22 protein-coding genes are annotated in these 24,050 nt (G+C 64.0%); 12 read left to right on the top strand and 10 right to left on the bottom strand.

Annotation, left to right across the window (positions count from 1 at the left end):
- Positions 1 to 75: 75 nt before the first annotated feature.
- A complete protein-coding gene (secB, locus tag I6F20_RS23200; RefSeq protein WP_036003132.1) occupies positions 76 to 564 on the top strand; it encodes a protein-export chaperone SecB in 489 nt (162 codons plus the stop codon).
- Here the strand turns inward: secB and dnaQ are convergent.
- The 4 genes from dnaQ to I6F20_RS23180 are packed head-to-tail and all read right to left on the bottom strand — an operon-like array spanning position 555 to position 3,393.
- On the bottom strand, positions 555 to 1,277 hold the full coding sequence (gene dnaQ, locus I6F20_RS23195; protein ID WP_036024295.1) for a DNA polymerase III subunit epsilon: 723 nt from the start codon (positions 1,275 to 1,277) through the stop codon (positions 555 to 557). The genes secB and dnaQ overlap by 10 nt on opposite strands.
- Positions 1,278 to 1,306: 29 nt before the next feature.
- Positions 1,307 to 1,906: a dephospho-CoA kinase gene (gene coaE / locus I6F20_RS23190; RefSeq protein ID WP_036024292.1), complete on the bottom strand. Its 600-nt coding sequence runs from the start codon at positions 1,904 to 1,906 to the stop codon at positions 1,307 to 1,309.
- Between the two features lie 23 nt (positions 1,907 to 1,929).
- Entirely contained in the window at positions 1,930 to 2,538 is a 609-nt protein-coding gene (locus I6F20_RS23185) for a Maf family protein (RefSeq protein ID WP_225127973.1), read from the bottom strand.
- Between the two features lie 9 nt (positions 2,539 to 2,547).
- Positions 2,548 to 3,393, bottom strand: coding sequence for a pyruvate, water dikinase regulatory protein (locus I6F20_RS23180; RefSeq protein WP_036003121.1), 846 nt, complete (start codon positions 3,391 to 3,393; stop codon positions 2,548 to 2,550).
- Between the two features lie 461 nt (positions 3,394 to 3,854).
- Here I6F20_RS23180 and hemJ point away from each other — a divergent pair, with 461 nt between their 5' ends.
- The 7 genes from hemJ to I6F20_RS23145 all read left to right on the top strand — a co-directional run bounded on the left by hemJ (position 3,855) and on the right by I6F20_RS23145 (position 12,604).
- Positions 3,855 to 4,289 (top strand): protoporphyrinogen oxidase HemJ, encoded by a 435-nt coding sequence (gene hemJ, locus I6F20_RS23175; RefSeq protein ID WP_036003118.1) that lies wholly within the window; start codon positions 3,855 to 3,857, stop codon positions 4,287 to 4,289.
- Between the two features lie 255 nt (positions 4,290 to 4,544).
- Complete coding sequence (gene rho / locus I6F20_RS23170; protein WP_008133567.1) at positions 4,545 to 5,810, top strand: transcription termination factor Rho; 1,266 nt, start codon at positions 4,545 to 4,547, stop codon at positions 5,808 to 5,810.
- 310 nt (positions 5,811 to 6,120) lie between these two features.
- Positions 6,121 to 7,476 (top strand): tRNA uridine-5-carboxymethylaminomethyl(34) synthesis GTPase MnmE, encoded by a 1,356-nt coding sequence (gene mnmE, locus I6F20_RS23165; RefSeq protein ID WP_225127972.1) that lies wholly within the window; start codon positions 6,121 to 6,123, stop codon positions 7,474 to 7,476.
- Between the two features lie 533 nt (positions 7,477 to 8,009).
- Positions 8,010 to 9,890, top strand: coding sequence for a tRNA uridine-5-carboxymethylaminomethyl(34) synthesis enzyme MnmG (mnmG, locus tag I6F20_RS23160; RefSeq protein ID WP_225127971.1), 1,881 nt, complete (start codon positions 8,010 to 8,012; stop codon positions 9,888 to 9,890).
- 9 nt (positions 9,891 to 9,899) lie between these two features.
- Positions 9,900 to 10,673 carry a 16S rRNA (guanine(527)-N(7))-methyltransferase RsmG gene (gene rsmG, locus I6F20_RS23155; RefSeq protein WP_370142485.1) on the top strand — a complete coding sequence of 258 codons (774 nt, stop codon included), beginning with the start codon at positions 9,900 to 9,902 and terminating at the stop codon, positions 10,671 to 10,673.
- A gap of 28 nt (positions 10,674 to 10,701) precedes the next feature.
- The gene (locus I6F20_RS23150) at positions 10,702 to 11,568 is read left to right on the top strand and encodes a ParA family protein (protein WP_025033064.1); all 867 of its coding nucleotides are present in this window, start codon (positions 10,702 to 10,704) and stop codon (positions 11,566 to 11,568) included.
- Positions 11,569 to 11,716: 148 nt separating this feature from the next.
- Positions 11,717 to 12,604, top strand: coding sequence for a ParB/RepB/Spo0J family partition protein (locus tag I6F20_RS23145; protein ID WP_225127970.1), 888 nt, complete (start codon positions 11,717 to 11,719; stop codon positions 12,602 to 12,604).
- Between the two features lie 160 nt (positions 12,605 to 12,764).
- On the opposite strand, the gene holA is transcribed toward I6F20_RS23145, so the two are convergent.
- From holA to leuS, 3 genes are all read right to left on the bottom strand, one after another.
- Positions 12,765 to 13,793, bottom strand: coding sequence for a DNA polymerase III subunit delta (gene holA, locus I6F20_RS23140; protein ID WP_036024285.1), 1,029 nt, complete (start codon positions 13,791 to 13,793; stop codon positions 12,765 to 12,767).
- Positions 13,794 to 13,858: 65 nt separating this feature from the next.
- On the bottom strand, positions 13,859 to 14,410 hold the full coding sequence (gene lptE, locus I6F20_RS23135) for an LPS assembly lipoprotein LptE (RefSeq protein WP_225127968.1): 552 nt from the start codon (positions 14,408 to 14,410) through the stop codon (positions 13,859 to 13,861).
- The gene (gene leuS, locus I6F20_RS23130) at positions 14,397 to 17,033 is read right to left on the bottom strand and encodes a leucine--tRNA ligase (protein WP_225127966.1); all 2,637 of its coding nucleotides are present in this window, start codon (positions 17,031 to 17,033) and stop codon (positions 14,397 to 14,399) included. The genes lptE and leuS overlap by 14 nt, the downstream gene beginning before the upstream one ends.
- Positions 17,034 to 17,220: 187 nt before the next feature.
- Between leuS and I6F20_RS23125 the strand changes: the two genes are divergently transcribed.
- Positions 17,221 to 18,267, top strand: a complete 1,047-nt coding sequence (locus I6F20_RS23125) for a GGDEF domain-containing protein (RefSeq protein ID WP_225127964.1) — start codon at positions 17,221 to 17,223, stop codon at positions 18,265 to 18,267.
- Positions 18,268 to 18,436: 169 nt separating this feature from the next.
- Here I6F20_RS23125 and I6F20_RS23120 read toward each other — a convergent pair whose 3' ends face one another.
- Positions 18,437 to 20,140: a sensor domain-containing diguanylate cyclase gene (locus tag I6F20_RS23120; protein WP_225127963.1), complete on the bottom strand. Its 1,704-nt coding sequence runs from the start codon at positions 20,138 to 20,140 to the stop codon at positions 18,437 to 18,439.
- A 109-nt stretch (positions 20,141 to 20,249) separates the two neighbouring features.
- Between I6F20_RS23120 and I6F20_RS23115 the strand changes: the two genes are divergently transcribed.
- Positions 20,250 to 20,939, top strand: coding sequence for a YggS family pyridoxal phosphate-dependent enzyme (locus tag I6F20_RS23115; RefSeq protein ID WP_225127962.1), 690 nt, complete (start codon positions 20,250 to 20,252; stop codon positions 20,937 to 20,939).
- A gap of 79 nt (positions 20,940 to 21,018) precedes the next feature.
- Here I6F20_RS23115 and I6F20_RS23110 read toward each other — a convergent pair whose 3' ends face one another.
- A complete protein-coding gene (locus tag I6F20_RS23110) occupies positions 21,019 to 21,588 on the bottom strand; it encodes a L,D-transpeptidase family protein (RefSeq protein ID WP_036024277.1) in 570 nt (189 codons plus the stop codon).
- Positions 21,589 to 21,791: 203 nt separating this feature from the next.
- Here I6F20_RS23110 and I6F20_RS23105 point away from each other — a divergent pair, with 203 nt between their 5' ends.
- Positions 21,792 to 22,478 (top strand): response regulator transcription factor, encoded by a 687-nt coding sequence (locus I6F20_RS23105; protein WP_008142830.1) that lies wholly within the window; start codon positions 21,792 to 21,794, stop codon positions 22,476 to 22,478.
- A gap of 58 nt (positions 22,479 to 22,536) precedes the next feature.
- Entirely contained in the window at positions 22,537 to 22,980 is a 444-nt protein-coding gene (locus I6F20_RS23100) for a Crp/Fnr family transcriptional regulator (protein ID WP_025033074.1), read from the top strand.
- Positions 22,981 to 23,128: 148 nt separating this feature from the next.
- Here I6F20_RS23100 and I6F20_RS23095 read toward each other — a convergent pair whose 3' ends face one another.
- Positions 23,129 to 23,944, bottom strand: coding sequence for an exodeoxyribonuclease III (locus tag I6F20_RS23095; protein WP_036003067.1), 816 nt, complete (start codon positions 23,942 to 23,944; stop codon positions 23,129 to 23,131).
- Between the last annotated feature and the right edge of the window lie 106 nt (positions 23,945 to 24,050).

Genomic DNA, 24,050 nt, shown 5'->3' with positions numbered 1-24,050 from the left:
CCTTGTGGAACGAGCCGGCCCTATGTTAGCCAACCGCCGCGAAATTCAGCCCCAATCGGGTAAGGAGACACTTTCATGACCAACGGTAACGGTACCCCTCCCGAGGCGGCCCAGGCTCCCCAGCTCAACGTGCTGGCGCAATACACCAAGGACCTCTCGTTCGAAAATCCCAACGCGCCGAGCTCGCTGCAGCCACAGAGCCAGCCGCCGCAGATCAACATCCAGATCAACGTCAACGCCAACAATCTCAGTGAACAGGAATTCGAGGTGACGTTGTCGGTCGAGGGCAAGGCCGAGACCGCCGGTAAAGTGATGTTCTCGTTCGAGCTCGCCTATGCCGGCGTGTTCCGGATCGTCAACGTGCCCAAGGAGAACCTGCACCCGCTGGTCATGATCGAGTGCCCGCGCCTGCTGTTCCCGTTCGCACGCGAGATTATTGCGACGGCGGTGCGCGATGGCGGGTTCCCGCCGCTGATGCTGGATCCGGTCGACTTCGTCGGTCTCTACCGCCAGAACATGGAGCGGCAAATGGCCGCTCAGGGCGGACAGGCCGGTCAGGCCTGAGCCGCCGCCAGCGCGACTGGAGCGGGCAGGTACTCGTTCCAGATCGCCTTGTCGCCGAGCGTTGCGATGAAGGCCCGATGAGCCTCGCGCTCGGCTTCGGAAATCCGCGGCGCGAGCGGCACCGGGCGTTGCCGCCGCGGCGCGTCGCCGGCGCTATTGACCCTGATCTCCTCGGCGTCCGAGGCCAGCAGCAGCTGCGACTGCCGCGCTCCGACCAGATCGACATAGACCTCGGCGAGCAGCTCGGCGTCCAGCAGCGCGCCGTGCTTGGTACGGTGTGAATTGTCGATCGAATAGCGCGAGCAGAGATCGTCGAGCCGGTTGGACACGCCGGGATGCTTGCGACGCGCCAGCAGCAGCGTATCGACCAGGCGCTCGCGCGGGATCGCGGCGCGCTTGATGCGGTCGAGCTCGGCGTTGATGAAGCCGATGTCGAACGAGGCGTTGTGGATCACCAGCGGGGCGTCGCCGATGAACGCCAGAAAGTCGTCGGCGACCTCGTGAAACAACGGCTTGGTCGCCAGGAATTCGGACGACAATCCGTGTACCGCAAACGCTTCCGCCGGCATGTCCCGCTCGGGGTTGATGTAGACGTGATACGTCTGTCCGGTCGGCATGCGGTTGAAGATCTCGACGCAGCCGATCTCGACCAACCGATCGCCGCGCAGCGGATCGAGGCCGGTGGTTTCGGTGTCGAGGACGATTTCGCGCATGTCTCTTGGAAGCCGTGTGAGGCGGCGAATCAGGTCCGCCGCTGCGGCATCTTAACGACCTCGGCCAGGATGTGCGCGATTTGGGCCCGCACGGGGTCAAGTCCGTGTGAGGTATCCACCACGAAATCGGCCCGCTTGCGCTTCTCGGCATCCGGCATCTGCTTGGCGATGATGGCATCGAGCTTGGCCTCGTCCATCGTGCCGCGCGCCAGCACCCGCTGGCGCTGCAGCTCGGGCGAGGTCGAGACCACGACCACGGCATCGACCCGCTTCTCGCCGCCGGTCTCGAACAGCAGCGGGATGTCCAGCACCACGACCGGCGCCTTGGCGGCCTCGGCGTCGGCAAAGAATTTCTGCCGGGACGCGCCGAGCATGGGATGAACGATCTGCTCGAGCTGCTTGATCGCGGCGGGATCGTGCACGACACGCGCCGACAGCTTTTGCCGGTCGACCTTGCCATTCGCGGTGGTGCCGGGGAAGGCCGCCTCGATCGCGGGGGCGGCCTCGCCCTCATAGAGCTGATGCACGGCGGCATCGGCGTCGTAGACGGGGACGCCGGCCTCCGCGAACAATGTCGCGGTGGTGGATTTGCCCATCCCGATCGAGCCGGTCAGTCCGAGAATTCGCATCAGCACCCAGCCTTCTCTCGCATCTACAACGCAATTAGCTGCTCGCTGCGCAGATACGCAAGCAGCGGCAGCAGCGGCAGGCCGAGAATGGTGAAATGGTCGCCCTCGATGCGCTCGAACAGATGGATGCCGAGGCCCTCGAGCTGATAGGCGCCGACGCTTCTGGTCACGTCGTCGCCCGCGGCGTCGAGATAGGCCGAAAGATCGGCTTCGCTCATGCCCCGCATGGTCATGCGCGCCACGGAAACGTCCTCGAAGAGAATCCTGCCATCCTGCGCCACGGCGACGGCTGAGTTCAGCTCGTGCGTCTGACCGGCGAGATCGCGCAATTGCACCAGCGCCTGGGCGCGCCCAGCCGGCTTGTTAAACAGACGGCCCCCGAGCGCCAGCGTCTGGTCGGCGCCGATCACATAATGTCCGGGATAGCAGGCAGAAACAGCCTTGGCCTTTTCGCGGGCCAACAGCAGGGCGATCTCGCGCGGGTTGGAGAGCTTTGACGCGGCCTGGATGCCACGCTCGTCGATATCAGCGGTGACGGCTTCGAATTCGAGCCCGGCATTGGCCAGCAGCATTTTGCGCGCGCTGCTTTGCGAGGCCAGGATCAACGGACTTTTGCCGCGCCACAGACTCATCGGCGACACTTACTCGGACGGCCGGTTGCGCTGGCGATCGCTATACAGCTTCATGATCGCCGCCGCGGTTTCCTCGATGGAGCGGCGCGTGACGTCCAGCAGCGGCCAGTCATGCTTGGCGCTCAGCTTGCGCGCGAACGCGACCTCCTCCGTGACCGACTGCTTGTCGGTGTAGGTATCGCTACCGCTGCTGGACTCGGCGCCCATGGACAGCAGGCGGTTCTGCCGGATCTGAATCAGGCGTTCCGGCGTCGCGTGCAGGCTGACCACCAGCGGCCGCGTCAGCGTCTCCAATTGCGGGGGCACCGGAATGCCCGGCACCAGCGGCACGTTGGCGGTGCGAATGCCGCGATTGGCGAGATAGATCGATGTCGGCGTCTTCGATGTCCGGGACACCCCGACCAGTACCACGTCGGCCTCGTCGAGCCCTTCGACATGCTGACCGTCGTCATGGATCATCGTGTAGTTCAAGGCATCGATGCGCTTGAAATATTCCGCGTTGAGCACGTGCTGGGCGCCGACACGGCCGGTGGTCGCTGCTCCCAGATAGGCCTCGAACAGCTGCATCACCGGTCCGATGATCGACAGGCTCGGAACATTGATCTGCTTGCACTTATCCTCGAGTCTGGCGACCAGATCCTTCTCGAGCAGCGTGAACAGCACGATCCCTGGCGCTTCCTCGATCTCATCAAGCACGCGGTCGAGCTGCTTCTGGCTGCGCACCAGCGGATAGACGTGCTCGACCGGCGTCACGTTGGCGTATTGGGCCGCGACCGCGCGCGCCACGGTGATGAGCGTCTCACCCGTGGAGTCCGAGACCAGGTGGAGATGGAAATAATTGTTCGAGGTCGGCACAAAAACCCTTTGAATTTCGTTTGGGTGGTTTGTGGATTTCTGTGGAGCTTAACCTCTCGGAAAGGGATGTGCGACACCAGGGGCGGGACAAGGCGTGATTTTCTTCACACCGCTGCCGGTCAGGACAAATCCGACGCCTCGCCGAGAGGGAAGCGGGATTGCGCGGACAAGTCCCTTGATAAGCTGCCGATACAATCGCGCAAGCCTTTGAAGCCGGCTGACTTATCGGAAGTCGACAAAGGCTGTCCGGAATATGTGGATGGATGTGAACAAGCGCGCGTGAACGCGCGGACGGAATTGCGTGAGTCCAATCCACGGTCACATAGACTCAAACCTTAAGAATCTAAGATTCTAGATTTGAGGAAGGCGCTACGGAGGGATATGTGTGCGGGGTAAGACCTTAACGGGTTCTTACTATCCCCAGCGTTCCCCGCGCTGGGCAGCAAGCCGGACCCCCGAAAATGTTCGAAGACGTCTATCTCTGGATCAAGGCGCTACACGTGATCGCCGTCATCTCCTGGATGGCCGGCATGCTCTACCTGCCGCGGCTGTTCGTCTATCACTGCGAGGCCGAAATCGGCTCGAAGCAGTCGGAGACGTTCAAGGTGATGGAACGCCGGCTGCTCAAGGCGATCATCAACCCCGCGATGATGGTCACCTGGCTCGCCGGGCTCTATCTCGCCTGGTCCGGCCATTGGTTCTCGTTCGGCTGGCTGCACGTCAAACTGGCACTGGTCCTAGTGCTCTCGGCGGTCCACGGCTATTTTTCACGCTGGGTCAAGGATTTCGCCGCCGATCGCCGCCCGCGAAGCCAGAAATTCTATCGGATTATCAACGAGGTGCCGACCGTCCTGATGATTTTCATCGTTATCATGGTGATCGTGAAGCCGTTCTAGGCAAACTGCGCGACGATTCGCTCAGCGCTTCGGCTTGCGGAGCGCTAGGCGATTTTCTATATTATCGATATCCCACCCAACGCAGGCGGATGTGGTTGTGTCCGAGCCTTCCAGAGGCCGGACCCCGCATCAGGATTGAAGCCTCACCGGCGTTCACCTTGCCAGACCTGCGGACCTTACCTGCACCTGCTCGCGTCCGCATTTCAGAGCCTCCTCGCACCCCCTCTTTTCAGGTTACCCCACAGGACCACCCCAATGCGGGAAATCAAACTCGAAGACCTCAAGTCCAAAACGCCGGCCGAGCTCGTCTCGTTCGCGGAGGAGAATGGGGTCGAGAATGCCAGCACCATGCGCAAGCAGGAGCTGCTGTTCGCCATCCTCAAGCAGCTGGCGCTCGCCGAGACCGATATTGTCGGCCAGGGCGTCGTCGAAGTTCTCTCCGACGGCTTCGGCTTTCTCCGCTCGCCTGACGCGAATTATCTGCCGGGTCCTGACGACATCTACGTGTCGCCCTCGCAGATCCGCCGTTTCGGCCTGCGCACCGGCGACACCATCGAAGGTCACATCCGCAGCCCGAAAGAGGGCGAGCGCTACTTCGCGCTGCTGAAGGTCAACACGCTCAATTTCGAGGATCCGGAAAAGGCCAAGCACAAGGTCAATTTCGACAACCTCACGCCGCTGTTTCCGAATCAGCGTTTCCGCATGGAGATCGACGATCCCACGCGGAAAGACCTGTCTGCACGCGTGATCGACATCGTCGCGCCCATCGGCAAGGGCCAGCGCGCCTTGATCGTGGCACCGCCGCGTACCGGTAAAACCGTGCTGATGCAGAACATCGCGCATTCGATCACGCACAATCACCCCGAATGCTATTTGATCGTGCTCTTGATCGACGAGCGTCCGGAAGAAGTCACGGACATGCAGCGCTCGGTGAAGGGCGAGGTCGTGTCCTCGACCTTCGACGAGCCGGCGGTGCGCCACGTCCAGGTCGCCGAGATGGTGATCGAGAAGGCAAAACGCCTGGTCGAGCACGGTCGCGACGTCGTGATCCTGCTCGATTCGATCACGCGCCTCGGCCGCGCCTACAACACCGTGGTGCCGTCATCCGGCAAGGTGCTGACCGGCGGTGTCGACGCCAACGCGCTGCAGCGTCCGAAGCGCTTCTTCGGCGCGGCCCGCAACATTGAGGAGGGCGGCTCCCTGACCATCATCGCGACCGCGCTGGTCGATACCGGCAGCCGCATGGACGAAGTCATCTTCGAAGAGTTCAAGGGCACCGGTAATTCGGAGCTAATCCTGGACCGCAAGGTCTCGGACAAGCGCACCTTCCCGGCGATCGATATCTCGCGCTCCGGCACCCGCAAGGAGGAACTCATCACCGATCCGCAGGTGCTCAAGAAGATGTACGTGCTCCGCCGCATCCTCAATCCGATGGGGACGATGGACGCGATCGACTTCCTGCTCGACAAGCTGCGCTCGACCAAGAGCAATTCGGAGTTCTTCGACTCCATGAACACCTGAGTGCACTGCAACAAAGAATTCTGGGGCGCCTTCGGGCGCCCCTTTTTGTTGCGGCTTTGCTGCAGCGAAGGTGCAGCATGAGTGGCAGCCGATGCCCGATCTGCGTGTCTACTTAATCCATTGATATATAGCACTAATCGTGGATTTTTGTCGGCCTCTCCGCCGATGCTCAGGCAATCTGCTGCAAAATTGCGCGGTTATGTTGCATCGCAATATACGATTTACCGCGGAACCTGGTGCAGCAAAGTGCCATAGCTTGATCGCAGCAATCGGATGTTTGCGTTTTCGGCAGCGGCTGGACAAATAGGACATGCATCCGCGAGACCAGACCATTTTTGCGCTGTCATCCGGCCGGGCGCCGAGCGCGATCGCCGTGGTCCGCGTCTCCGGCCCACAAGCAGGCCTCGTGCTGACGGCGCTTGCGGGCCGGCTGCCGGCGCCGCGACAGGCGAGCCGTCGGCTGCTCCGGGACGACGCGGGCCAGCCGATCGACGATGCGGTCGTGCTCTGGTTTCCAGGACCGGCCAGCGCCACCGGCGAGGATGTTGCCGAGTTTCACGTTCATGGCGGCCGGGCGGTGCTCGCGGCGCTCTTCGCTGCAATTTCCGATATCCCGAATACGCGTGCGGCCGACCCCGGCGAGTTCACGCGCCGCGCCTTCGAGAATGGCAAGCTCGACCTGACCGAGGCCGAGGGGCTCGACGACCTCATTCACGCCGACACCGACCGCCAGCGCCGCCAAGCGCTGCGCCAATTGCAAGGCCTGCTTGGCGACCGCGCGCGCGACTGGCGCGAGCGCATCATCGAGGCCTCCGCGCTGATCGAGGCCGGCATCGATTTTTCCGATGAAGGCGACGTGCCGGCGGAGCTGAGGGCACCGGCGGTGAAAGCGATCAGAGCGCTTCACGACGAAATCACGAAAGTGCTTGCGGCACAGGGGCATTCTGAACGGCTGCGCGAGGGCCTTGTCGTTGCCATCGCCGGCGAGCCGAATGTCGGCAAGTCGACGCTGATCAACCAGCTCGCGCGCCGCGAGGTCGCGATCGTCTCGCCGCATGCCGGCACGACGCGCGACGTCATCGAGGTGCAGCTCGATCTCGACGGCTATCCCGTCACGGTCATCGACACCGCTGGCATCCGCGAGACCGACGATCCGGTCGAGCAGGAAGGCGTGCGCCGCGCCCGCGCGCGCGCCGAGGACGCCGACCTGGTGCTGTGGCTGGTGGAGGGCGGACAAGCCATCGATCCGGATACAATGCGCTCGCGCTGGACATTGGCGGACGGTGCTGTTCCGTCCGGCGGCTCGGTCTGGATCGTGCGCAACAAGATTGATCTCGGCAGGGTCGGAGCAGCCAGGCCGAGCGAGTTCGGGATCTCGGCAGGCCGGGGCGACGGCATCCCCGAACTGGTCGAGGCCCTGGTGAAATTCGCTTCGGAGTTCTTCGGAACCACCGAGGGCGCCATGGTGACCCGGGCGCGCCAGCGCGAATTGTTGAGCCGGGCCTCAGCCAGCTTGCGCCGGAGTCTGGACCTTGTAGAACACGGTGAGGAGCTCGCGGCCGAAGAGCTGCGGGCGGCCGCCTATGCCTTGGGCCGGCTCTTGGGCCGGGTAGACGTCGAGGACGTCCTTGGGGCCATCTTCCAGAAGTTCTGCATCGGAAAGTAGCGCTAGTTCTTCATTGTAGAACTCGCGCTGGTTCCATTTCTTCTGTTTCACGTGAAACAGGGACCCCGGTTCCGCGCAGTGGTCTTTTTAGTTGTTTCACGTGAAACTGCGCCGGGGCGCGTGTCGGTCGGCCGTTCCGATTCCCGAAGAGAGCGTCAGGGCGACGACCGTGCTTCGAATCTCGTCATTGCGAGGAGCCCTTGTGGCGAGGCAATCTAGACTGTCTTCGCCGCGAGATTCTGGATTGCTTCGCTGCGCTCGCATTGACCTATGATGCAGCTGCCCGCGTTCGTCTCGCAGCTCCGGTAACCAGGCAAGGAGCACGTGATAAAGGCTTGTGTGCTTGGCCATCTGCCGCTGTGAGCTCCCGATCGTGTTTCACGTGAAACACCATATGGCTCGATGCCGCTCCTACTGTGCATGGGGTTGTTTTCGCGAAAGTGCTTCTGACCTGGACCGCGCTTGTTCCACGTGAAACACTTCACCCGAGTTTCTACTTCCGGCTTTCTCGCCGCTAAGCTAGAAGTCCGTCCATGCGAACAGAGCGAGAGAGCTTCGACGTCATCGTCATCGGCGGCGGTCACGCCGGCTGTGAGGCCGCGGCTGCTTCTGCCCGGATGGGTGCGACGACCGCTCTGGTAACGCACCGTTTCTCGACCGTTGGCGCGATGTCCTGCAATCCCGCCATCGGCGGGCTCGGCAAAGGGCATCTGGTCCGCGAGGTCGATGCGCTCGACGGCCTGATGGGCCGTGTGGGCGATGCCGGCGGCATTCAGTTTCGCGTTCTTAATCGTCGGAAAGGTCCGGCCGTCCGCGGTCCGCGGGCCCAGGCCGACCGCAAGCTCTACGCGGCGGCGATGCAGGCCGCGATCCGCCAGACCGAAGGTCTTTCCGTCATCGAGGGCGAAGCCGACGAGCTGGTTGTAGTCGATGGCCGGGTGTCCGGGCTTCGCCTGGCCGACGGCCGGGAGCTGCGGGCAGGGGCCGTTGTCGTGACCACCGGCACCTTCCTCCGCGGTCTCATCCATCTCGGCGAGAAGAACTGGCCCGCCGGACGCGTCGGCGAGGCGCCTGCGATGGGCCTTTCCAGCTCCTTCGAGCGCGCCGGCTTCACTCTTGGACGTCTCAAGACCGGGACGCCGCCGCGTCTCGACGGCACTACCATCGACTGGTCCGCAGTCGAGATGCAGCCCGGCGACGAGCCGCCGGAGCCGTTCTCGGTGATGACCGAGCGGATCACGACGCCGCAGATCCAGTGCGGGATCACCCGGACCACGGTCGCGACCCATGAGGTGATCCGGGCCAATGTCCATCGCTCTCCGATGTACTCCGGCCAGATCAAGAGCTCCGGACCGCGCTATTGCCCCTCGATCGAGGACAAGATCGTCCGCTTCGGCGACCGCGACGGTCACCAGATCTTTCTGGAGCCGGAAGGGCTCGACGACACGACCGTCTATCCCAACGGCATCTCGACCTCGCTTCCCGAAGAGGTCCAGCTCGCGATCCTCGCCAGCATCCCCGGCCTGGAGCGGGTGAGGATGGTCCGTCCCGGCTACGCCATCGAATACGACCACATCGATCCCGGCGAGCTCGATCCGACCCTCCAGACCAAGCGTCTGCGCGGTCTCTTCCTGGCCGGGCAGATCAATGGCACCACCGGATATGAGGAAGCCGCCGGGCAGGGCGTTGTCGCCGGCCTGAATGCCGCGCTCTCCGCCAGCGGTGCCGCGCTCACAGTGTTCGACCGTGCCGACGGCTATCTCGGTGTGATGATCGACGACCTCGTCACCCGCGGGATCAGCGAGCCCTATCGCATGTTCACCTCCAGGGCCGAGTACCGGCTGACCCTGCGGGCCGACAATGCCGACCAGCGTCTGACCGAGAAAGGGATCGCTCTGGGATGTGTCGGCAGCGCCCGGATCAGACATCATCGCGCCAAGATGGACGCCCTGAATGCTGCCCGGACGTTGTCGAAGTCCCTGACCATCACCCCGAACGAAGCCATCAAGCACGGGCTGTCGCTGAACCGGGATGGCCAACGCCGCTCGGCGTTCGAGCTGATGGCCTATCCGGAGATCGGCTGGAGCCAAGTCCGCGCGATCTGGCCTGAGCTGTCGGCCATCGATCCCGTCATCGCGACCCATCTCGAGATCGACGCCAAGTACGACGTCTACCTGGAGCGCCAGAGCGCCGACGTCGAAGCCTTCCGGCGCGACGAGGGCATGGTGCTGGCGGATGTCGATTACCAACTCGTTCCCGGTCTCTCCAATGAAGTGCGCGCCAAGCTGGAGAAGGCACGACCGTTCACCGTCGGCCAGGCCGGCCGGATCGACGGGATGACGCCGGCGGCGCTCGGCATTCTCGCGGCCTATCTCCGCCGCGAGGCACGGAAGACTTCCAAAGCAATCGCATAGGCGTTTCACGTGAAACAGCGCGGATCGGGCGGGGATCGACCGCCATCGCGACAGCCCGGCGGGGGTGAGGGTGCTGGGCGGCGAATTGAACTTGGGTCGGCCAGCCCGAAGATCAGCAAGGCCACAGCCAACGACAAGACGCTCGATTCCATCATCGCCGCGGACAAGATCGCCGCCCTCAAGCTCGCTCCCGTTTCACGTGAAACCGAGGAGCGGCTTGATCGCTACATCGCGCTACTCCGGGAGTGGCAGGCCAAGACCAATCTCGTCGCGCCATCGACTTTGCCAAACCTCTGGACCCGGCACATCGCTGACTCGCTCCAGCTCGTCGATCTCGCACCGGCTGCAAAACGGTGGGCTGATCTCGGGAGCGGCGGCGGATTTCCCGGCGTGGTGCTCGCCTGCGCCATGGCCGGCACGTCTGGCGCGAGCGTCCATCTGGTCGAGCGAATCGCCAAGAAGGCCGCTTTTTTGCGCGAAGCGATCCGCGTCACCACATCTCCGGGAGTCGTACATCTCGCTGAGATCGGGGATAATGTGGATAGAATCACCGGCCCCGTCGATTGCGTCACCGCGCGTGCGCTGGCTCCGCTACATCAACTCATCGGCTTTGCGGAGCCGCTGATGCGCCAGGGCGCAAAAGCGTTGTTTCCCAAGGGTCAAGATGTAGAGGCTGAATTGACCGAAGCCGCTAAATATTGGAATATTCGGCCGCAGCTCCACCAAAGCCGCACGGGCGACGGCTGGATCGTGGAGCTCAATGCCGCCGAACGGCGCAGCTGAGGCGTTGAGGGGTGAGTGGGGAATTGCGATGAGCGTGATTGACGAACCGCAGCAAGAACAGACGGCCCAAAAGACCGACGAGGTCCCCCACGGCCATCCGCGCATCCTCGCGCTGGCGAATCAAAAGGGCGGGGTGGGGAAAACAACCACAGCGATCAACTTGGGCACGGCGCTCGCGGCGATCGGGGAGCGCGTCCTGATCGTCGATCTCGATCCTCAGGGCAACGCCTCGACCGGCCTCGGCATCGATCGCCGCAACCGCTCCTGCTCGACCTACGACGTGTTGATCGGCGAAGCCGCCCTGCGCGAGGCGGTGGTCTCGACCGCGGTGCCGCGGCTGCACATCGCACCATCGACCATGGATCTCTCTGGCCTCGAGCTCGAGCTCGGCACTACGCCCGGCCGCGCCTTCAAGTTGCGCGATGCGATCGGCGCGCTCAACAACAACGTCTCCCCGGACGCCGACTACACCTACGTGCTGATCGACTGCCCGCCCTCGCTCAACCTGCTCACGGTCAACGCCATGGCGGCCTCGGATGCGATCCTGGTGCCGCTGCAATGCGAGTTCTTCGCGCTCGAAGGTCTGTCGCAATTGTTGCAGACGGTCGAGCAGGTGCGCTCGACGCTCAATCCGAACCTGTCGATCCACGGCATCGTGCTGACCATGTTCGACTCGCGCAACAACCTGTCGAACCAGGTCGTCGCCGACGTCCGCCAGTTCATGGGCGAGAAGGTCTACAAGACCATGATCCCGCGCAACGTGCGCATCTCGGAAGCGCCGTCCTACGGCAAGCCGGTGCTGGTCTACGACCTCAAATGCGTCGGCAGCGAAGCTTACTTGCGCCTCGCCACCGAAGTGATCCAGCGCGAGCGCGAGTTGCGCACCACGCATTGACAATGCCGTAGGGTGGGTTAGCGGAAGGCGTAACCCACCACGGTCTATCTCAATGGAAACAGAGGAGGTGGGTTACGCTTCGCTAACCCACCCTACGATTCGAAATTCAGTTCTGGAGTGCTGCACCGTGAATCCAAGGGAGCTGGCGATGGCCGACGAAGCGCGTTCGCGACTGGGCCGGGGTCTTGCAAGTCTGATCGGTGACGTCGGCGGCGAGGCTCAGCACGTCGATCGTCCGCGCGCGCAGCGCAAGGTGCCGATCGAATTCATCAAGGCCAATCCGCGCAACCCGCGCCGCACCTTTTCGGACACCGAGCTGAAGGAGCTCTCGGAGTCCATCAAGCAGCATGGCGTGATCCAGCCGATCGTGGTGCGTCCGGTGAAAGGCGCGCAGGACCGCTTCGAGATCATTGCCGGCGAACGACGCTGGCGCGCCTCGCAGATGGCCGGGCTGCACGAGGTGCCGATCGTCCCGGTCGACATCAGCGACAGCGATGCGCTGGAATTCGCGATCGTCGAGAACGTGCAGCGCGAGGACCTCAATCCGATGGAAGAGGCGCAGGGCTATCATGCGCTCGCCACCGAGTTCAAACGCAGCCAGGAGGACATCGCCAAGGTCGTCGGCAAGAGCCGCAGTCACGTCGCCAACATGATGCGGCTGACCAAGCTGCCGGCGGAAGTGCAGGCCTTCATCGCGACCGGCGAGCTGACGGCCGGCCACGCCCGCGCGCTGATCGGCGTGCCCGATCCACTCGCCGCCGCCAAGCGCATCGTCGAGGAAGGTCTCAACGTCCGCCAGGCCGAGGCGCTTGCGCATGAAGAGGGCGTGCCGGAGCGCAAGCCGCAGAAGGCGCGCGCCAGCGGGGGCAAGGAGAAGGATCCCGACACGATCGATCTGGAGAAGCGCGTCAGCGACGCGCTCGGCCTCAAGGTCACCGTCAATCACCGCGATCCCGGCGGCTCCGTGCAGATCAACTACCGCAACCTCGATCAGCTCGACGAGGTGATGAAGCGGCTGGCCAAGGGCGCGCTGTAGAGCCATTTTCACGCCACTCTCTCCACGCGTCATTGCGAGGAGCTCGCGACAAAATTGCGAAGCAATTTTGCGCTGAAGCGACGAAGCAATCCAGAATCTTTCCGCGTAGGGACTCTGGATTGCTTCGCTGCGCTCGCAATGACGTGGAGAGAGCGGAGGTCTAGCCCCGCCGTTTCGCATTCGCGGCGATCGCCATCAGCGCGCGTTGGGCGATGGCGGCGGCGAGGGTGGACTGCTTGCGCGTGTCGAGGGCGGCGGTCGCCAGCTGCTCGATCACAGCGGCGAGCCGCGCCGGGCTGAAATTGCGCAGCGCGGTTTCGACCGCGGGCTTTCGTGAAAAATGCAGGCGCGGAAAGCCGCCGTCGAGCACGGCGGAGGCAGGCGTGCCGTCTGCAATCGCCAGCGCGGATTTGTGCAGCCACGCGGCCTGGCGCTGCGCGGCCGAGATGATCACGCCGGGATAGGTCCCGGCGATCATCGCCTTTGCAAACTCGGTCTCGACGATGTCGGGCCGACCGGCAAACGCGCCGTCGACGATCGGATCGAGCTTCAGCTCCGAGGCATCGGCGACCACGGCCATGACGTCATCCAGCGTGACCTCGCCCTTGCCGTGGGCGTAGAGCGTCAGCTTGCGCAGCTCGTTACGCGAGGCCTGACGGTCGCCGCCGAGGAACGACATCAGCGCCGCGCGGGCGTCCGGCGCGATGCGCAAATTCGCGATACGCAGCTCGTCGTCCATCAGCTTGGCAAGATCGCGCTCGGTGTCGGGATAACAGCCGATCGCCACGGCGGTCTTGGCTTTCTCGCAGGTCTTGCGCAGCGGCGATTCCGGGCGGAGCTCGCCGGCCTCGATCACGATGCGGCAATCCTTCACGTTCATCTCGGCCAGGGTCTCGATGCCGGAGGCAAAGCTGCGCGAGCCGGCGCGAACGCGGATGGCGCGTCGGCCGCCGAACAGCGGCACGGTCATGGCTTCGTCGACGAGGCGCGAAGGCTCGGCGGAGAGCTCGTCGCCGTCGAGCTTGACCAGCGAGAACGGATCGTTGGGATCGTCGACGCCGGACGCGATCAGCGCGTCGGCGCGCTCGCGCACGAGGCCGGCATCGGGACCGTAGAGCAGGATGATCGGACGGCCCGCATCGGGGCGGGCGAGGAAGGCGTCGATCTCTTTTCCGCGCAGTGCGACCATATCGTCCGATACTCGTCATTCCGGAATGCCTCGTCAGAAGGCGAACCCGGAATGACGGAAGCGTATTACGTTCCCGCGGTGAAGAACGAGGCGAGCCGGGTGGTGATGTTCTCGGCGATCTCGTTGGCGGCCCGGTCTTCGGCATCGCGCACGGCGCGGGTGCGCGAGAAGCGCTGATAGGACCCCGGCATGTCATAGGACACGCGCGAGAAGGTCGAGCCGGTCATCACAGACTTGCCGGTTACGACTTCGACCAGATTGTACTGGGCGTCGATGCCGAGATTTTCGCTGGTCGGCAATCCCGTCGCGGAGCTGACGATCAGGGAGGAACGGCTGGTGGTGAAGCGGATGTCGAGCCGGTGGGTCGGCGGCATGCCCGTCGCCGTGCCGTAAAGCTTGAAGGCCAGCGCGTTGCGGATTTCGACGCCGACGCGGGCCTCGCGGGAGGCATTGGGCTTGTTGATCGGGGGCAGCTCGACCCCCATCAGCTTCTCGCGCAGGCCCGGGGTGCCGTCGCTGCGCTCGGCATACATCGGCTGGAAGCAGCCGGCCGTCAGCGCCGCCAGTGCGGCAACTGCCAGCAAGCGGGCTGCGATACGGATCCTAGCCGACAACATTCACGATCCTCTTGGGGACAATGATCACCTTGCGGACGGGCTTGCCGTCCAGGGCCAGCTTTACCGCATCGAGGGCCAAAACGGCAGCCTCGATTTCCGGATTTTGGGCCGCTGTTGCAACTGTGACCTCACCCCGCTTCTTGCCGTTGACCTGCACCACCAGGGTCACGCTGTCTTCAACCAGCAAATCGCGTTCGATTTGCGGCCAATCGGCCTCCGAAACCAGCCCCTTTTGGTCCAGAACCTGCCAGCACTCCTCGGCCAGATGCGGCATCATCGGCGAGAACAGCTGGACCAGGATCTGGCTGGCCTCCTGGATCGCCCAAGCCAAATCTGGAGCGAGGTCCGGGGCAGGCTGGCCGGGGCGCTGGAGCACCTCCGAGAAGGCATTGGTGAATTCGCGGATATGGGCGAGGCAAACGTTGAAGTGCAGCCGCTCGATGCCGGCGGTGACCTTGTCCAGCGCGCCGTGGGCGGCCTTGCGCAAGGCGGTGGCGTCCGGGCCGAAGCTGGCCGGCCGGGCTGCCGGCGCAGCCTTGCCGAGGGTGGCGGCATCGTTCACCAGCCGCCACAGCCGCTGCACGAAGCGCGAGGCACCCTGGACGCGCTCGTCGCTCCAGATCACGTCGCGGTCGGGCGGGGAGTCCGACAGCATGAACCAGCGGGCGACGTCGGCGCCATAGGTCTCGATGATGTCGTCGGGGTCGACCGTGTTCTTCTTCGACTTGGACATCTTCTCGATCGGGCCGATCGCGATGTCTTCGCCCGTCGTCAGCAGCGTGGCGCGGCGTCCGTTGCCGCCGACCTCGACCTTCACCTCGGCCGGCTGCACATAGCTGCCGTCGGCCTTCTGGTAGGTCTCGTGCACCACCATGCCTTGCGTGAACATGCCGGCGAACGGCTCGTCCAGCGCGATATGCCCGGTCGCTTTCATCGCGCGGGTGAAGAAGCGGCTGTAGAGCAGATGCAGGATCGCGTGCTCGACGCCGCCGATATATTGGTCGACCGGCAGCATCCGGTTGGCGACCGCAGGCGTGGTCGGCGAAGCCTCGTTCCAGGGATCGGTGAAGCGCGCAAAGTACCAGGACGAGTCCACGAACGTGTCCATGGTGTCGGTTTCGCGTTGAGCCTTGCCGCCGCATTGCGGGCAGGTGACGTGCTTCCAGCTCGGATGATGATCGAGTGCGTTGCCCGGCTTGTCGAAGGTCGCATCGTCCGGCAGCTTCACGGGCAGGTCGGCATCCGGCACCGGCACCACGTCGCATTTCGGACAGTGAATGACGGGAATCGGGCAGCCCCAATAGCGCTGGCGCGAAATGCCCCAGTCGCGCAGACGGAAATTCACCTGGCGCTCGCCGACCGGCGCGTTGCCGCGCAGCTCCGTCTCGAGCCGCTTCGCCACCTCTTCCTTCGCCTGCTCGATGGTCATGCCGTCGAGGAAGCGCGAATTGATCATGCGGCCGTCGCCGTCATAAGCGGTGTCGGTGATGACGAAGCTCTTCGGGTCCTGGCCTTCCGGGCATACGACGGGCGTGTTGCCGAGAGCGTACTTGTTGACGAAGTCGAGGTCGCGCTGATCGTGCGCCGGGCAGCCGAAGATGGCGCCGGTGCCGTATTCCATCAGCACGAAATTGGCGACATAGACCGGCAGCTTCCAGGACGGATCGAACGGATGCACGGCGCGGATGCCGGTGTCGAAACCCTGCTTCTCCGCGGTGTCGATGATCTCCTGCGCGGTGCCGATCTTCTTGATCTCTGCGATGAACTCCGCAAGCTCAGGGTTCTTTGCGGCGGCGGCCTGCGCCAGCGGATGATCCGCCGAGATCGCCATGAACTTGGCGCCGAACAGCGTATCCGGCCGCGTCGTGAAGATCTTCAGCTCGCTCTCGCCGGCCGGCGTCGTCGCCGCATCCAGCGCGAAGCGGATCAACAAGCCCTCGGAGCGGCCGATCCAGTTGCGCTGCATCAGGCGCACCTTGTCGGGCCAGCGGTCCAGCCCGTCGAGCGCCGACAGCAGCTCCTGCGAGTACTTCGTGATCTTGAAGACCCACTGGTTCATCTCGCGCTGCTCGACCACGGCGCCCGAGCGCCAGCCGCGGCCGTCGATCACCTGCTCGTTGGCGAGCACGGTCATGTCGACGGGGTCCCAGTTCACCTTGCGCTTCTCGCGCTCGGCAAGCCCTGCGCGCAGGAAATCCAGGAACATCTTCTGCTGGTGCTTGTAATAGGAGGGGTCGCAGGTCGCGATCTCCCTGGACCAGTCCAGCGACAGCCCGATCGAGCGGAGCTGCTTCTTCATCGCGGCGATGTTGTCGTAGGTCCAGGCCTTCGGGGCGACCTTGCGCTCGATCGCGGCGTTCTCGGCCGGCAGGCCGAAGGCGTCCCAGCCCATCGGATGCAGCACGTTGAACCCCTTGGCGCGCATGAAGCGGGCCAGCACGTCACCGAGCGTGTAATTCCGGACATGGCCGATATGGATGCGCCCGGACGGGTAGGGGAACATCTCGAGCACGTAATATTTCGGCCGCGGATCGTCGTTCTTGGAGACGAAGATCGCCTGCTCGTCCCAGAGGCGTTGCCAGCGCGGTTCGGCGTCGCGGGCGTTATAGCGTTCGGAGGTCATGGAATCGTTGGGTTTTCGTGGTTCGGCCGTCTCAAGACGGCGGACTAGGCCATAGAAGCCCTTAAGGGGTCAATGGGTTGCCGCGTTCTGGAACTTTGACCCCTCCGCATAACTACGAGGGTCCGCGTTGGGGTGTGATTAAGGCGTCGATGCCAAGTTGCAGCCCGACAAGGCCGCGTTACCGCACATGGGTTCCAGCTTCGACGATCCCGATTACGACTATGCCGCGTCCGTCGCCGGGCGGGCGATGCGGAGCATGGCCGAACAGCGGATTGCACCGACCCCGGCCAACTTTGCCGTCTGGTTCCAGTATTTCGCGGGCAGCCATGACGATCTGCGCAACGCGATCGATCTCCTGATCGACCACAATCGTCCCTTCGACGCCCAAACCAATCAGGATCTGTTCGAGACCTACGTCGCGCCGCAGGTGAGTGCCGTCGTGGTCGACACCTCCGAGCGGCTGCAGGCGCTGATGGGGACGGCGAAGGAGTTTCTGACGACGGCGATCGCCGACAATCATTCGCAAATGCAGGTCATCAGCCAGGTGGCTGACCAGGGCAAGGCCGGCGTCGATCCAAAGCTGCTGGTTGCCCAGCTCATGAACGAGCTGGCGCGGGCGGCCACGCGGGCGACGCGGCTGGAGGCAGGCTTTGCGGAAAAGACCCGCGAACTCGACGTGATCCGCGATTCGCTGTCGCGGTCCGAGCAGCGCGCCCGGACCGACACGCTGACCGGGCTCGCGAACCGGCGGGCCCTCGACGAATTCCTGCGCAAGGCGCAGACGACGGCGGAATGGGGCGAGCCGCTCAGCGTGCTGATGCTCGACATCGACTACTTCAAGTCGTTCAACGACAATTTCGGCCACGGTGTCGGCGACCAGGTGCTGCGCCTGATGGCCAAGGTCCTGCGCGAGAAGGTTCGCGCGCAAGATCTGCCGGCACGCTATGGCGGCGAGGAGCTGATCGCGGTGCTGCCGGACGCCGATCTCGCCGCTTGCGCCGAGATCGCCGAACGCATCAGGCGCGCGATCGCAGATTGCACGCTCACGCGTCGATCGACCGGCGAGACCCTGCCCGGCATCAGCGTGTCGATCGGCGTGGCGCAATACCGGGTCGGCGAGGCGATCACGGATCTGATCGAACGCTGCGACCGTGCGCTCTATCTCGCCAAGGGCGGCGGCCGCAATCGTGTGGTAACGGAGATCGAGCTCGATCGCGCCGGGGCTGCGGGCTAGCGGTCAGCGACGGTATGCTCCCTCGCCCCGCTTGCGGCAGGGCAATCGCATTTGAATTTTCGAGAGGCGTCAAGCTCGGCCATGACGACGTGGAGATAGTCGGTGCCCATGGCCCACATCTCATACGCGATAGCCTGCCGCAAGCGGGGCGAGGTGAAGAACCAGCGCTTTAGGCGCTCGCCACCATCATTATCTCGGCCGTGCTGGTCGCGATCGCCTGCACGCCGTGCTCGACGACATTGTTGCGGCCACGATGCTTGGCGGCGTAGAGCGCGGCGTCGGCGGCTTCGATCAGGTCGCCGGGACGCAAGGATTCGCTCGGCTTGGTCGCGGCGACGCCGATCGAGACCGTGACGATCATGTGGTTCGAGGTGATGTGAGGCAGGCAGAGCCTCAGCACGGCCGAACGCACCTGCTCGCCGATCGCGACGGCGCGCGTCACGTCGGTGTTCGGCAGCAGCAGGCAGAACTCCTCGCCGCCGTAGCGGGCCGCGAAGCCCATCGTGTCGGCGGCGATGCCGGACAGTGATTCGCCGAGTCGCGTCAGGCAGGAATCGCCTTCGAGATGGCCGTAGGTGTCGTTGAACAGCTTGAAATGGTCGACGTCGATCATCAGAAGCGCCAGCTCGCTGCCATATTGCTGCGCGCGCATCCATTCGAAATCCAGCCGGCTCTGGAAGCCGCGGCGGTTGGCGAGACCGGACAGCATGTCGATCGAAGCCATCACCGTCAGGCGGTCGTTGCTTGCGATCAGCTCGCGCTCGCGCTGGCTCAGCTGCGCGGCCATCGCGTTGAACGCGCGGGCCAGCGGCACGAACTCGGCGGGCAGGCGATTGCGCGCGGCGCGCGCCGACAGGTCGCCCTCGCCGAGCCGCTTGGCCATGTCTGCGAGCATCTCGATCGGCTTGATCACGAGCTTTTCGGCGGCGATCAGCGCGCCGAGCAGGACGAACATGAGCACGAAGGCGAGCTGCAGATAGGCGGTGCGGATGTCGCGGCTGACCGCTGCGGACACCTTGTCTTCGTCGATGCTGGCGATCAGGCGGGCATTGGTGCCGGCGATGCGGATATAGCTGACCGCGCGGCGGGAGCCGTCGGCGGCGAGGAAGGACAGCGAACCCTCATCCTGATCGGAGCGCAGCGCCTTGTCGGCGATCGCGGACATCAGCGGCATGTTGTCGAGCGGACGGCCGACCGCGCTGTGCTGATCGGCCGGGGCCGCCAGCACGGTGCCCGCGCTGTCGACCAGCACCGCAGTGATGCCGGCGCGACCGCCCAGATTGTTCATGACCTTCGACATCCAGTCGAGATTGACGGTGGCGAGCACGACGGCATCGGCCACACCGCTGAAGGCGGAGACCGGATAGACCGCCATCACCGTTGGCGACGGTACCGGTCGCGACATGATGAAGTCGCTCAGCACGAAGCGGCCGGTTTCCTGGGCCTGCTGGAAGTACGGTCGGTCGCTGAGATCGAGGCCGACATACATGTTGTTGGTGGCGCATTGGATGCGGCCGTCCTGGCCGGCGATCAGAAGCGTGCGGATCCAGGGCAGGCTCGACGGCAGGCTCGCGCGCAGCACGTCGCAGCTCTTGCTGATGCCGCCGGCGGAGGCGCGGATGAAGGCCTCCGATTTCAGAATGGTCTCGACTGACGAGATCACCTGGCGCTGCGCATCGGCGCTGTGCCTCGCCACCGTGGTGAATTCAGCCGCGGCCTGCGCAACTTGCCGCGCGCGCGTGTCTTCGAGGGAACGGATGCGCTCGATCATCAAGGGCGTCACAAGAATCACCGCGAGCAACGCAAGCCGCGCCCGGATACCGAGAACCTGCTTGAGTTTCGCGCGCTTGCGGTTGAGACTGACGCTTGCCATTTTCGCTACCCACCCCGCGGGCTAAGGTAAAGCGAAGGGTTCAAAAACTGTTTCTTGAACTCGGTAAAATTGGACCTAACTCGGGCTAAGGTCACAACCAAGAGACGTCATGACGGAAGCCAACGTCGCGCCGGCCACCGGCCATTCACCAAACGCGCTCGCCGCAGTCGAAGCCGAAATTGCACGCGCCTGCAGGGACGCGCAGCGTGACCGCGCCTCGGTCACGCTGATCGCCGTGTCCAAGACGTTCGCAGCGGATGCAATTATCCCGGTTATCGCCGCAGGACAGCGCGTATTTGGCGAGAATCGGGTGCAGGAGGTCAAAGCCAAGTGGCCGGCGTTAACGTCTGCTTACCCCGATATCGCGCTGCATCTGATCGGGCCGCTGCAATCCAACAAGGCGAAAGAGGCGGTTGCGCTGTTCGACGCCATCCATTCGGTCGACCGTCCGAGCATTTGCCAAGCGTTAGCCAAGGAAATCGAATCCCAGAACAGGCACCCGCAGCTGTTCGTCCAGATCAACACCGGCGAGGAGCCGCAGAAGGCCGGGATTGCCCCGGGCGAGGCCGATGCCTTCATTGCAAGCTGCCGCGACACCTACGGGCTGACGATCTCCGGATTGATGTGCATCCCGCCGGTCGACGAGCCGCCCGCCGCCCACTTTGCGCTCACGGCCAAGATCGCCGCGCGCAATGGCTTGACGAATCTCTCGATGGGCATGAGCGCCGATTTCGCGACCGCCATCATGCTGGGTGCCACCCATGTGCGCGTCGGCAGCGCGATCTTCGGGCATCGGTAATTGCCGTTGGCGAGGGCCGATGCCGCCCGAACGCTGTCAATATTGTCGCAAGGGCTCCTCGCAATGACGGCGGTGTGCCTCACCCGATGATGATCTTTGTGCGCGGGCCCAGGCGCCGCAGCAATTGCAGCATCGCGGATTTCGTCATGGAGACGCAGCCGGCGGTCGGGCCGAAATTGTCGCGGGCAAGGTGCAGGAACACCGCGCTGCCGCGGCCGGCGATGCGGGGTCGGGTGTTGTGGTCGATCTCGATGATGAAGTCGTAGAGATGGTCGGCGCGCTGGAGCCGGTCGCCGCCCTGCCCCTCGCCGAGCCGGATGCTCTGGTTGTAGCGGCGGTCCCGCGGATCCTCGCACCAGGCGTCCACGCCGGTGATCATCCGGGCCGGCAGGAACGTCCGGGGACGGCTGTGCCGGTCGCCCCGCCACCACAATTGCCTGGGCCGGAAGCTGCCTCTGGGGGTGCCGCCATCGCCCTCGCGCTTGTTGGCGAGAATGCCGCCTCGCCCCAGCGCAACCGGAATGGTCAGCGCTCCCGCCGTCAGCCAGCCTCGGCGCGGATTGCCGGCAGCAGGCTTAACGCGGATCGCCGAGAGCGGCCCGGGGCCTCGATTCCTGATGTAACCGACTGAAGCTGCTTTGTTTTTCATGTGAACGTGCAATGTCGAATTCATTACAGGACATTCATCAAAACGTCCTGCTATTCTGAGTTAGAGTGCTTCTGGCTTGTGAATCGGTAACAGCCCACTACTTCAACACGAACAACAATAATCACGGCGACCTTAAACTTCCCCTCGCGGCTGGGTGCGGCATGGATGTGCCGCCGAGCCGGACCCCAAAAGGATGACCCCCCATGGCCAATGCCCGCAAGATCCTGATCGTGGATGACGATACCGATCTGCGCGACACGTTGGTGGAGCAATTATCGCTACACGAAGAATTCGAAGCCTCTGCGGTCGATACCGGCGCCAAGGGCGCCAGCGCCGCGAAGGCCAATTCCCCCGATCTGGTTCTGATGGATGTCGGCCTGCCCGACACCGACGGCCGCGAGGTTGTCCGCTCGCTGCGGAAGGGCGGCTTCAAGGCCCCGATCATCATGCTGACCGGGCACGACACCGATTCCGACACGATCCTGGGCCTGGAATCCGGCGCCAACGACTATGTGGCAAAGCCCTTCCGTTTCGCCGTGCTGCTGGCGCGCATCCGCGCCCAGCTCCGTCAGCATGAAGCCAGCGAGGACGCGGTGTTCTCGGTCGGGCCCTACTCCTTCCGCCCCGGCTCGAAGATGCTCACCGCTGCCAATGCCCGCAAGGTCCGCCTCACCGAGAAGGAAACCGCAATTCTCCGCTTCCTCTACCGGGCCGGCCAGATGCCGGTGTCGCGCGAGACCCTGCTCCAGGAGGTTTGGGGCTATAATTCCGGCGTCACCACGCACACGCTGGAAACCCACATCTACCGCCTCCGCCAGAAGATCGAGAAGGACGCCGCCAACCCGGAGATCCTGGTGACGGAAGCCGGTGGCTACAAGCTGGTGCCGTGATACGCTTCGATCGCGTGCGAATCGTTTTAGATCGCACGCCTTCGAGCCTCGGACCTGAATGTCAATCGACGATGATGTAGCGCTTCTCGAGCGTGTCCCGACACTGCGCCTGTTGGGAGACGCCTCGTTGCGCATGCTGGCGATCGGCTCGGAGCAGCGTGACTTCGTCCGCGGCGACGTGCTGTTCAATCTCGGCGACGACGCCGACGCCGGCTTCGTGGTCCAGCGCGGCGCCTTCCGGGTTGAAGACGGCGCCGGCGCCGAAATGATCGCCGGCCCTGGCGCGCTGATCGGCGAGCTCGCGCTGGTGGTGCCGATGAAGCGGCCGTCGAGCGCGGTCGCGCTGGAGCATTCCTCCGTCATCCGCGTCGCCCGCAGCCTGTTCCAGCGCGTGCTCGAAAGCGATCCCGCTGCGGCGGTGCGCCTGCGCGACGAGTTCGCGGTGCGCTCCAGCCAGATCGCCAGCGATATTTTGATGGCGGGTGCGAAGCTGACGTCGTAGCTCTCTCCACTCGTCATTCCGGGGCGCGACGAAGTCGCGAACTATGGTGCGCAATTGCGCACCTGAGAATCCATTGAGCGGCAGAGTCAGTTGATGAATGGATTCCGGGCTCGCGCCAAGTGGCGCGCCCCGGAATGACGAGGGCGGCTCACACCTCCAGCGTCACCGTCACAGGCACGTGGTCCGATGGCCGCTCCCAGCTGCGCGCATCGCGCAGAATCCTGAAATCGCTGACTGCATCCTTCAGCGCGCGCGAGACCCAGATGTGGTCGAGCCTGCGGCCGCGATCGCCGATGGTCCAGTCGGCGGAGCGGTAGCTCCACCACGTATAGACCTTCTCCGACATCGGGATGCGCTCGCGCGCGACGTCGACCCATTCGCCGGCCGCGAGCGCCGCCTTCAGCTTCTCCGTTTCGACAGGCGTGTGCGAGACCACTTTCAGCAGCTGCTTGTGCGACCACACGTCGTTCTCGTGCGGGGCGACGTTAAGATCGCCGACCAGGATGTGGCGGTCCTCACCGCGCGGATGCAGCGGCTCGCACGCTTTCATCTCGTCGAGGAAGCGGAGCTTGTGGTCGAATTTCTCGTTCAGCGCGGGATCGGGAATGTCGCCGCCCGCGGGCACGTAGAAATTATGCAGCACCAGTGGTTTTGCGATGCCCGCCTTTTCACCGAACGACACCGAGATGTGGCGCGAATCCACCTTGTCGCAGAAGGTGCGGATGTCCTTCGATTCGAACGGGATCTTCGAGATGATGGCGACGCCGTGATAGCCCTTCTGACCGTTCAGCGCGACGTGCTCGTAGCCGAGCCGCTTGAAGCGCTTCAGCGGAAAAGCATCGTCGATGCACTTGGTCTCCTGCAGGCACAGCACTTCTGGCCGCGCGCTCTTGAGAAATTTCGCGACCAGGTCGATGCGTAGCCGCACCGAATTGATGTTCCAGGTTGTCAGGGAAAGACGCATAGGAAATGCGTCTTAGCATGGATTGGCGTGGGGAAAATGCTTGTCCACAGCGAGCTCTCGTAGGGTGGGCAAAGCGAAGCGTGCCCACCGTGATGGCCGTGAGGAG

Source organism: Bradyrhizobium sp. IC3123, from assembly GCF_020193625.1.
Classification (GTDB): Bacteria; Pseudomonadota; Alphaproteobacteria; order Rhizobiales; family Xanthobacteraceae; genus Bradyrhizobium; species Bradyrhizobium yuanmingense.
The sequence above is the reverse complement of the archived record's forward strand: the minus strand, read 5'-3'. Positions and strand labels throughout refer to the sequence as shown.

What these genes read in the sequence shown, in the direction of transcription:
- hemJ (WP_036003118.1), top strand. Translation starts at nt 3,855, where the DNA reads ATGTTCGAAGACGTCTATCTCTGGATCAAGGCGCTACACGTGATCGCC.
- secB (WP_036003132.1), top strand. Translation starts at nt 76, where the DNA reads ATGACCAACGGTAACGGTACCCCTCCCGAGGCGGCCCAGGCTCCCCAG.
- I6F20_RS23100 (WP_025033074.1), top strand. Translation starts at nt 22,537, where the DNA reads ATGTCAATCGACGATGATGTAGCGCTTCTCGAGCGTGTCCCGACACTG.
- mnmG (WP_225127971.1), top strand. Translation starts at nt 8,010, where the DNA reads ATGCGAACAGAGCGAGAGAGCTTCGACGTCATCGTCATCGGCGGCGGT.
- I6F20_RS23150 (WP_025033064.1), top strand. Translation starts at nt 10,702, where the DNA reads ATGAGCGTGATTGACGAACCGCAGCAAGAACAGACGGCCCAAAAGACC.
- leuS (WP_225127966.1), bottom strand. Translation starts at nt 17,033, where the DNA reads ATGACCTCCGAACGCTATAACGCCCGCGACGCCGAACCGCGCTGGCAA.
- I6F20_RS23185 (WP_225127973.1), bottom strand. Translation starts at nt 2,538, where the DNA reads ATGAGTCTGTGGCGCGGCAAAAGTCCGTTGATCCTGGCCTCGCAAAGC.
- I6F20_RS23105 (WP_008142830.1), top strand. Translation starts at nt 21,792, where the DNA reads ATGGCCAATGCCCGCAAGATCCTGATCGTGGATGACGATACCGATCTG.
- lptE (WP_225127968.1), bottom strand. Translation starts at nt 14,410, where the DNA reads ATGTTGTCGGCTAGGATCCGTATCGCAGCCCGCTTGCTGGCAGTTGCC.
- I6F20_RS23120 (WP_225127963.1), bottom strand. Translation starts at nt 20,140, where the DNA reads ATGGCAAGCGTCAGTCTCAACCGCAAGCGCGCGAAACTCAAGCAGGTT.
- I6F20_RS23145 (WP_225127970.1), top strand. Translation starts at nt 11,717, where the DNA reads ATGGCCGACGAAGCGCGTTCGCGACTGGGCCGGGGTCTTGCAAGTCTG.
- I6F20_RS23125 (WP_225127964.1), top strand. Translation starts at nt 17,221, where the DNA reads ATGGGTTCCAGCTTCGACGATCCCGATTACGACTATGCCGCGTCCGTC.
- coaE (WP_036024292.1), bottom strand. Translation starts at nt 1,906, where the DNA reads ATGCGAATTCTCGGACTGACCGGCTCGATCGGGATGGGCAAATCCACC.
- I6F20_RS23110 (WP_036024277.1), bottom strand. Translation starts at nt 21,588, where the DNA reads ATGAAAAACAAAGCAGCTTCAGTCGGTTACATCAGGAATCGAGGCCCC.
- I6F20_RS23115 (WP_225127962.1), top strand. Translation starts at nt 20,250, where the DNA reads ATGACGGAAGCCAACGTCGCGCCGGCCACCGGCCATTCACCAAACGCG.
- mnmE (WP_225127972.1), top strand. Translation starts at nt 6,121, where the DNA reads ATGCATCCGCGAGACCAGACCATTTTTGCGCTGTCATCCGGCCGGGCG.
- I6F20_RS23095 (WP_036003067.1), bottom strand. Translation starts at nt 23,944, where the DNA reads ATGCGTCTTTCCCTGACAACCTGGAACATCAATTCGGTGCGGCTACGC.
- dnaQ (WP_036024295.1), bottom strand. Translation starts at nt 1,277, where the DNA reads ATGCGCGAAATCGTCCTCGACACCGAAACCACCGGCCTCGATCCGCTG.
- holA (WP_036024285.1), bottom strand. Translation starts at nt 13,793, where the DNA reads ATGGTCGCACTGCGCGGAAAAGAGATCGACGCCTTCCTCGCCCGCCCC.
- rho (WP_008133567.1), top strand. Translation starts at nt 4,545, where the DNA reads ATGCGGGAAATCAAACTCGAAGACCTCAAGTCCAAAACGCCGGCCGAG.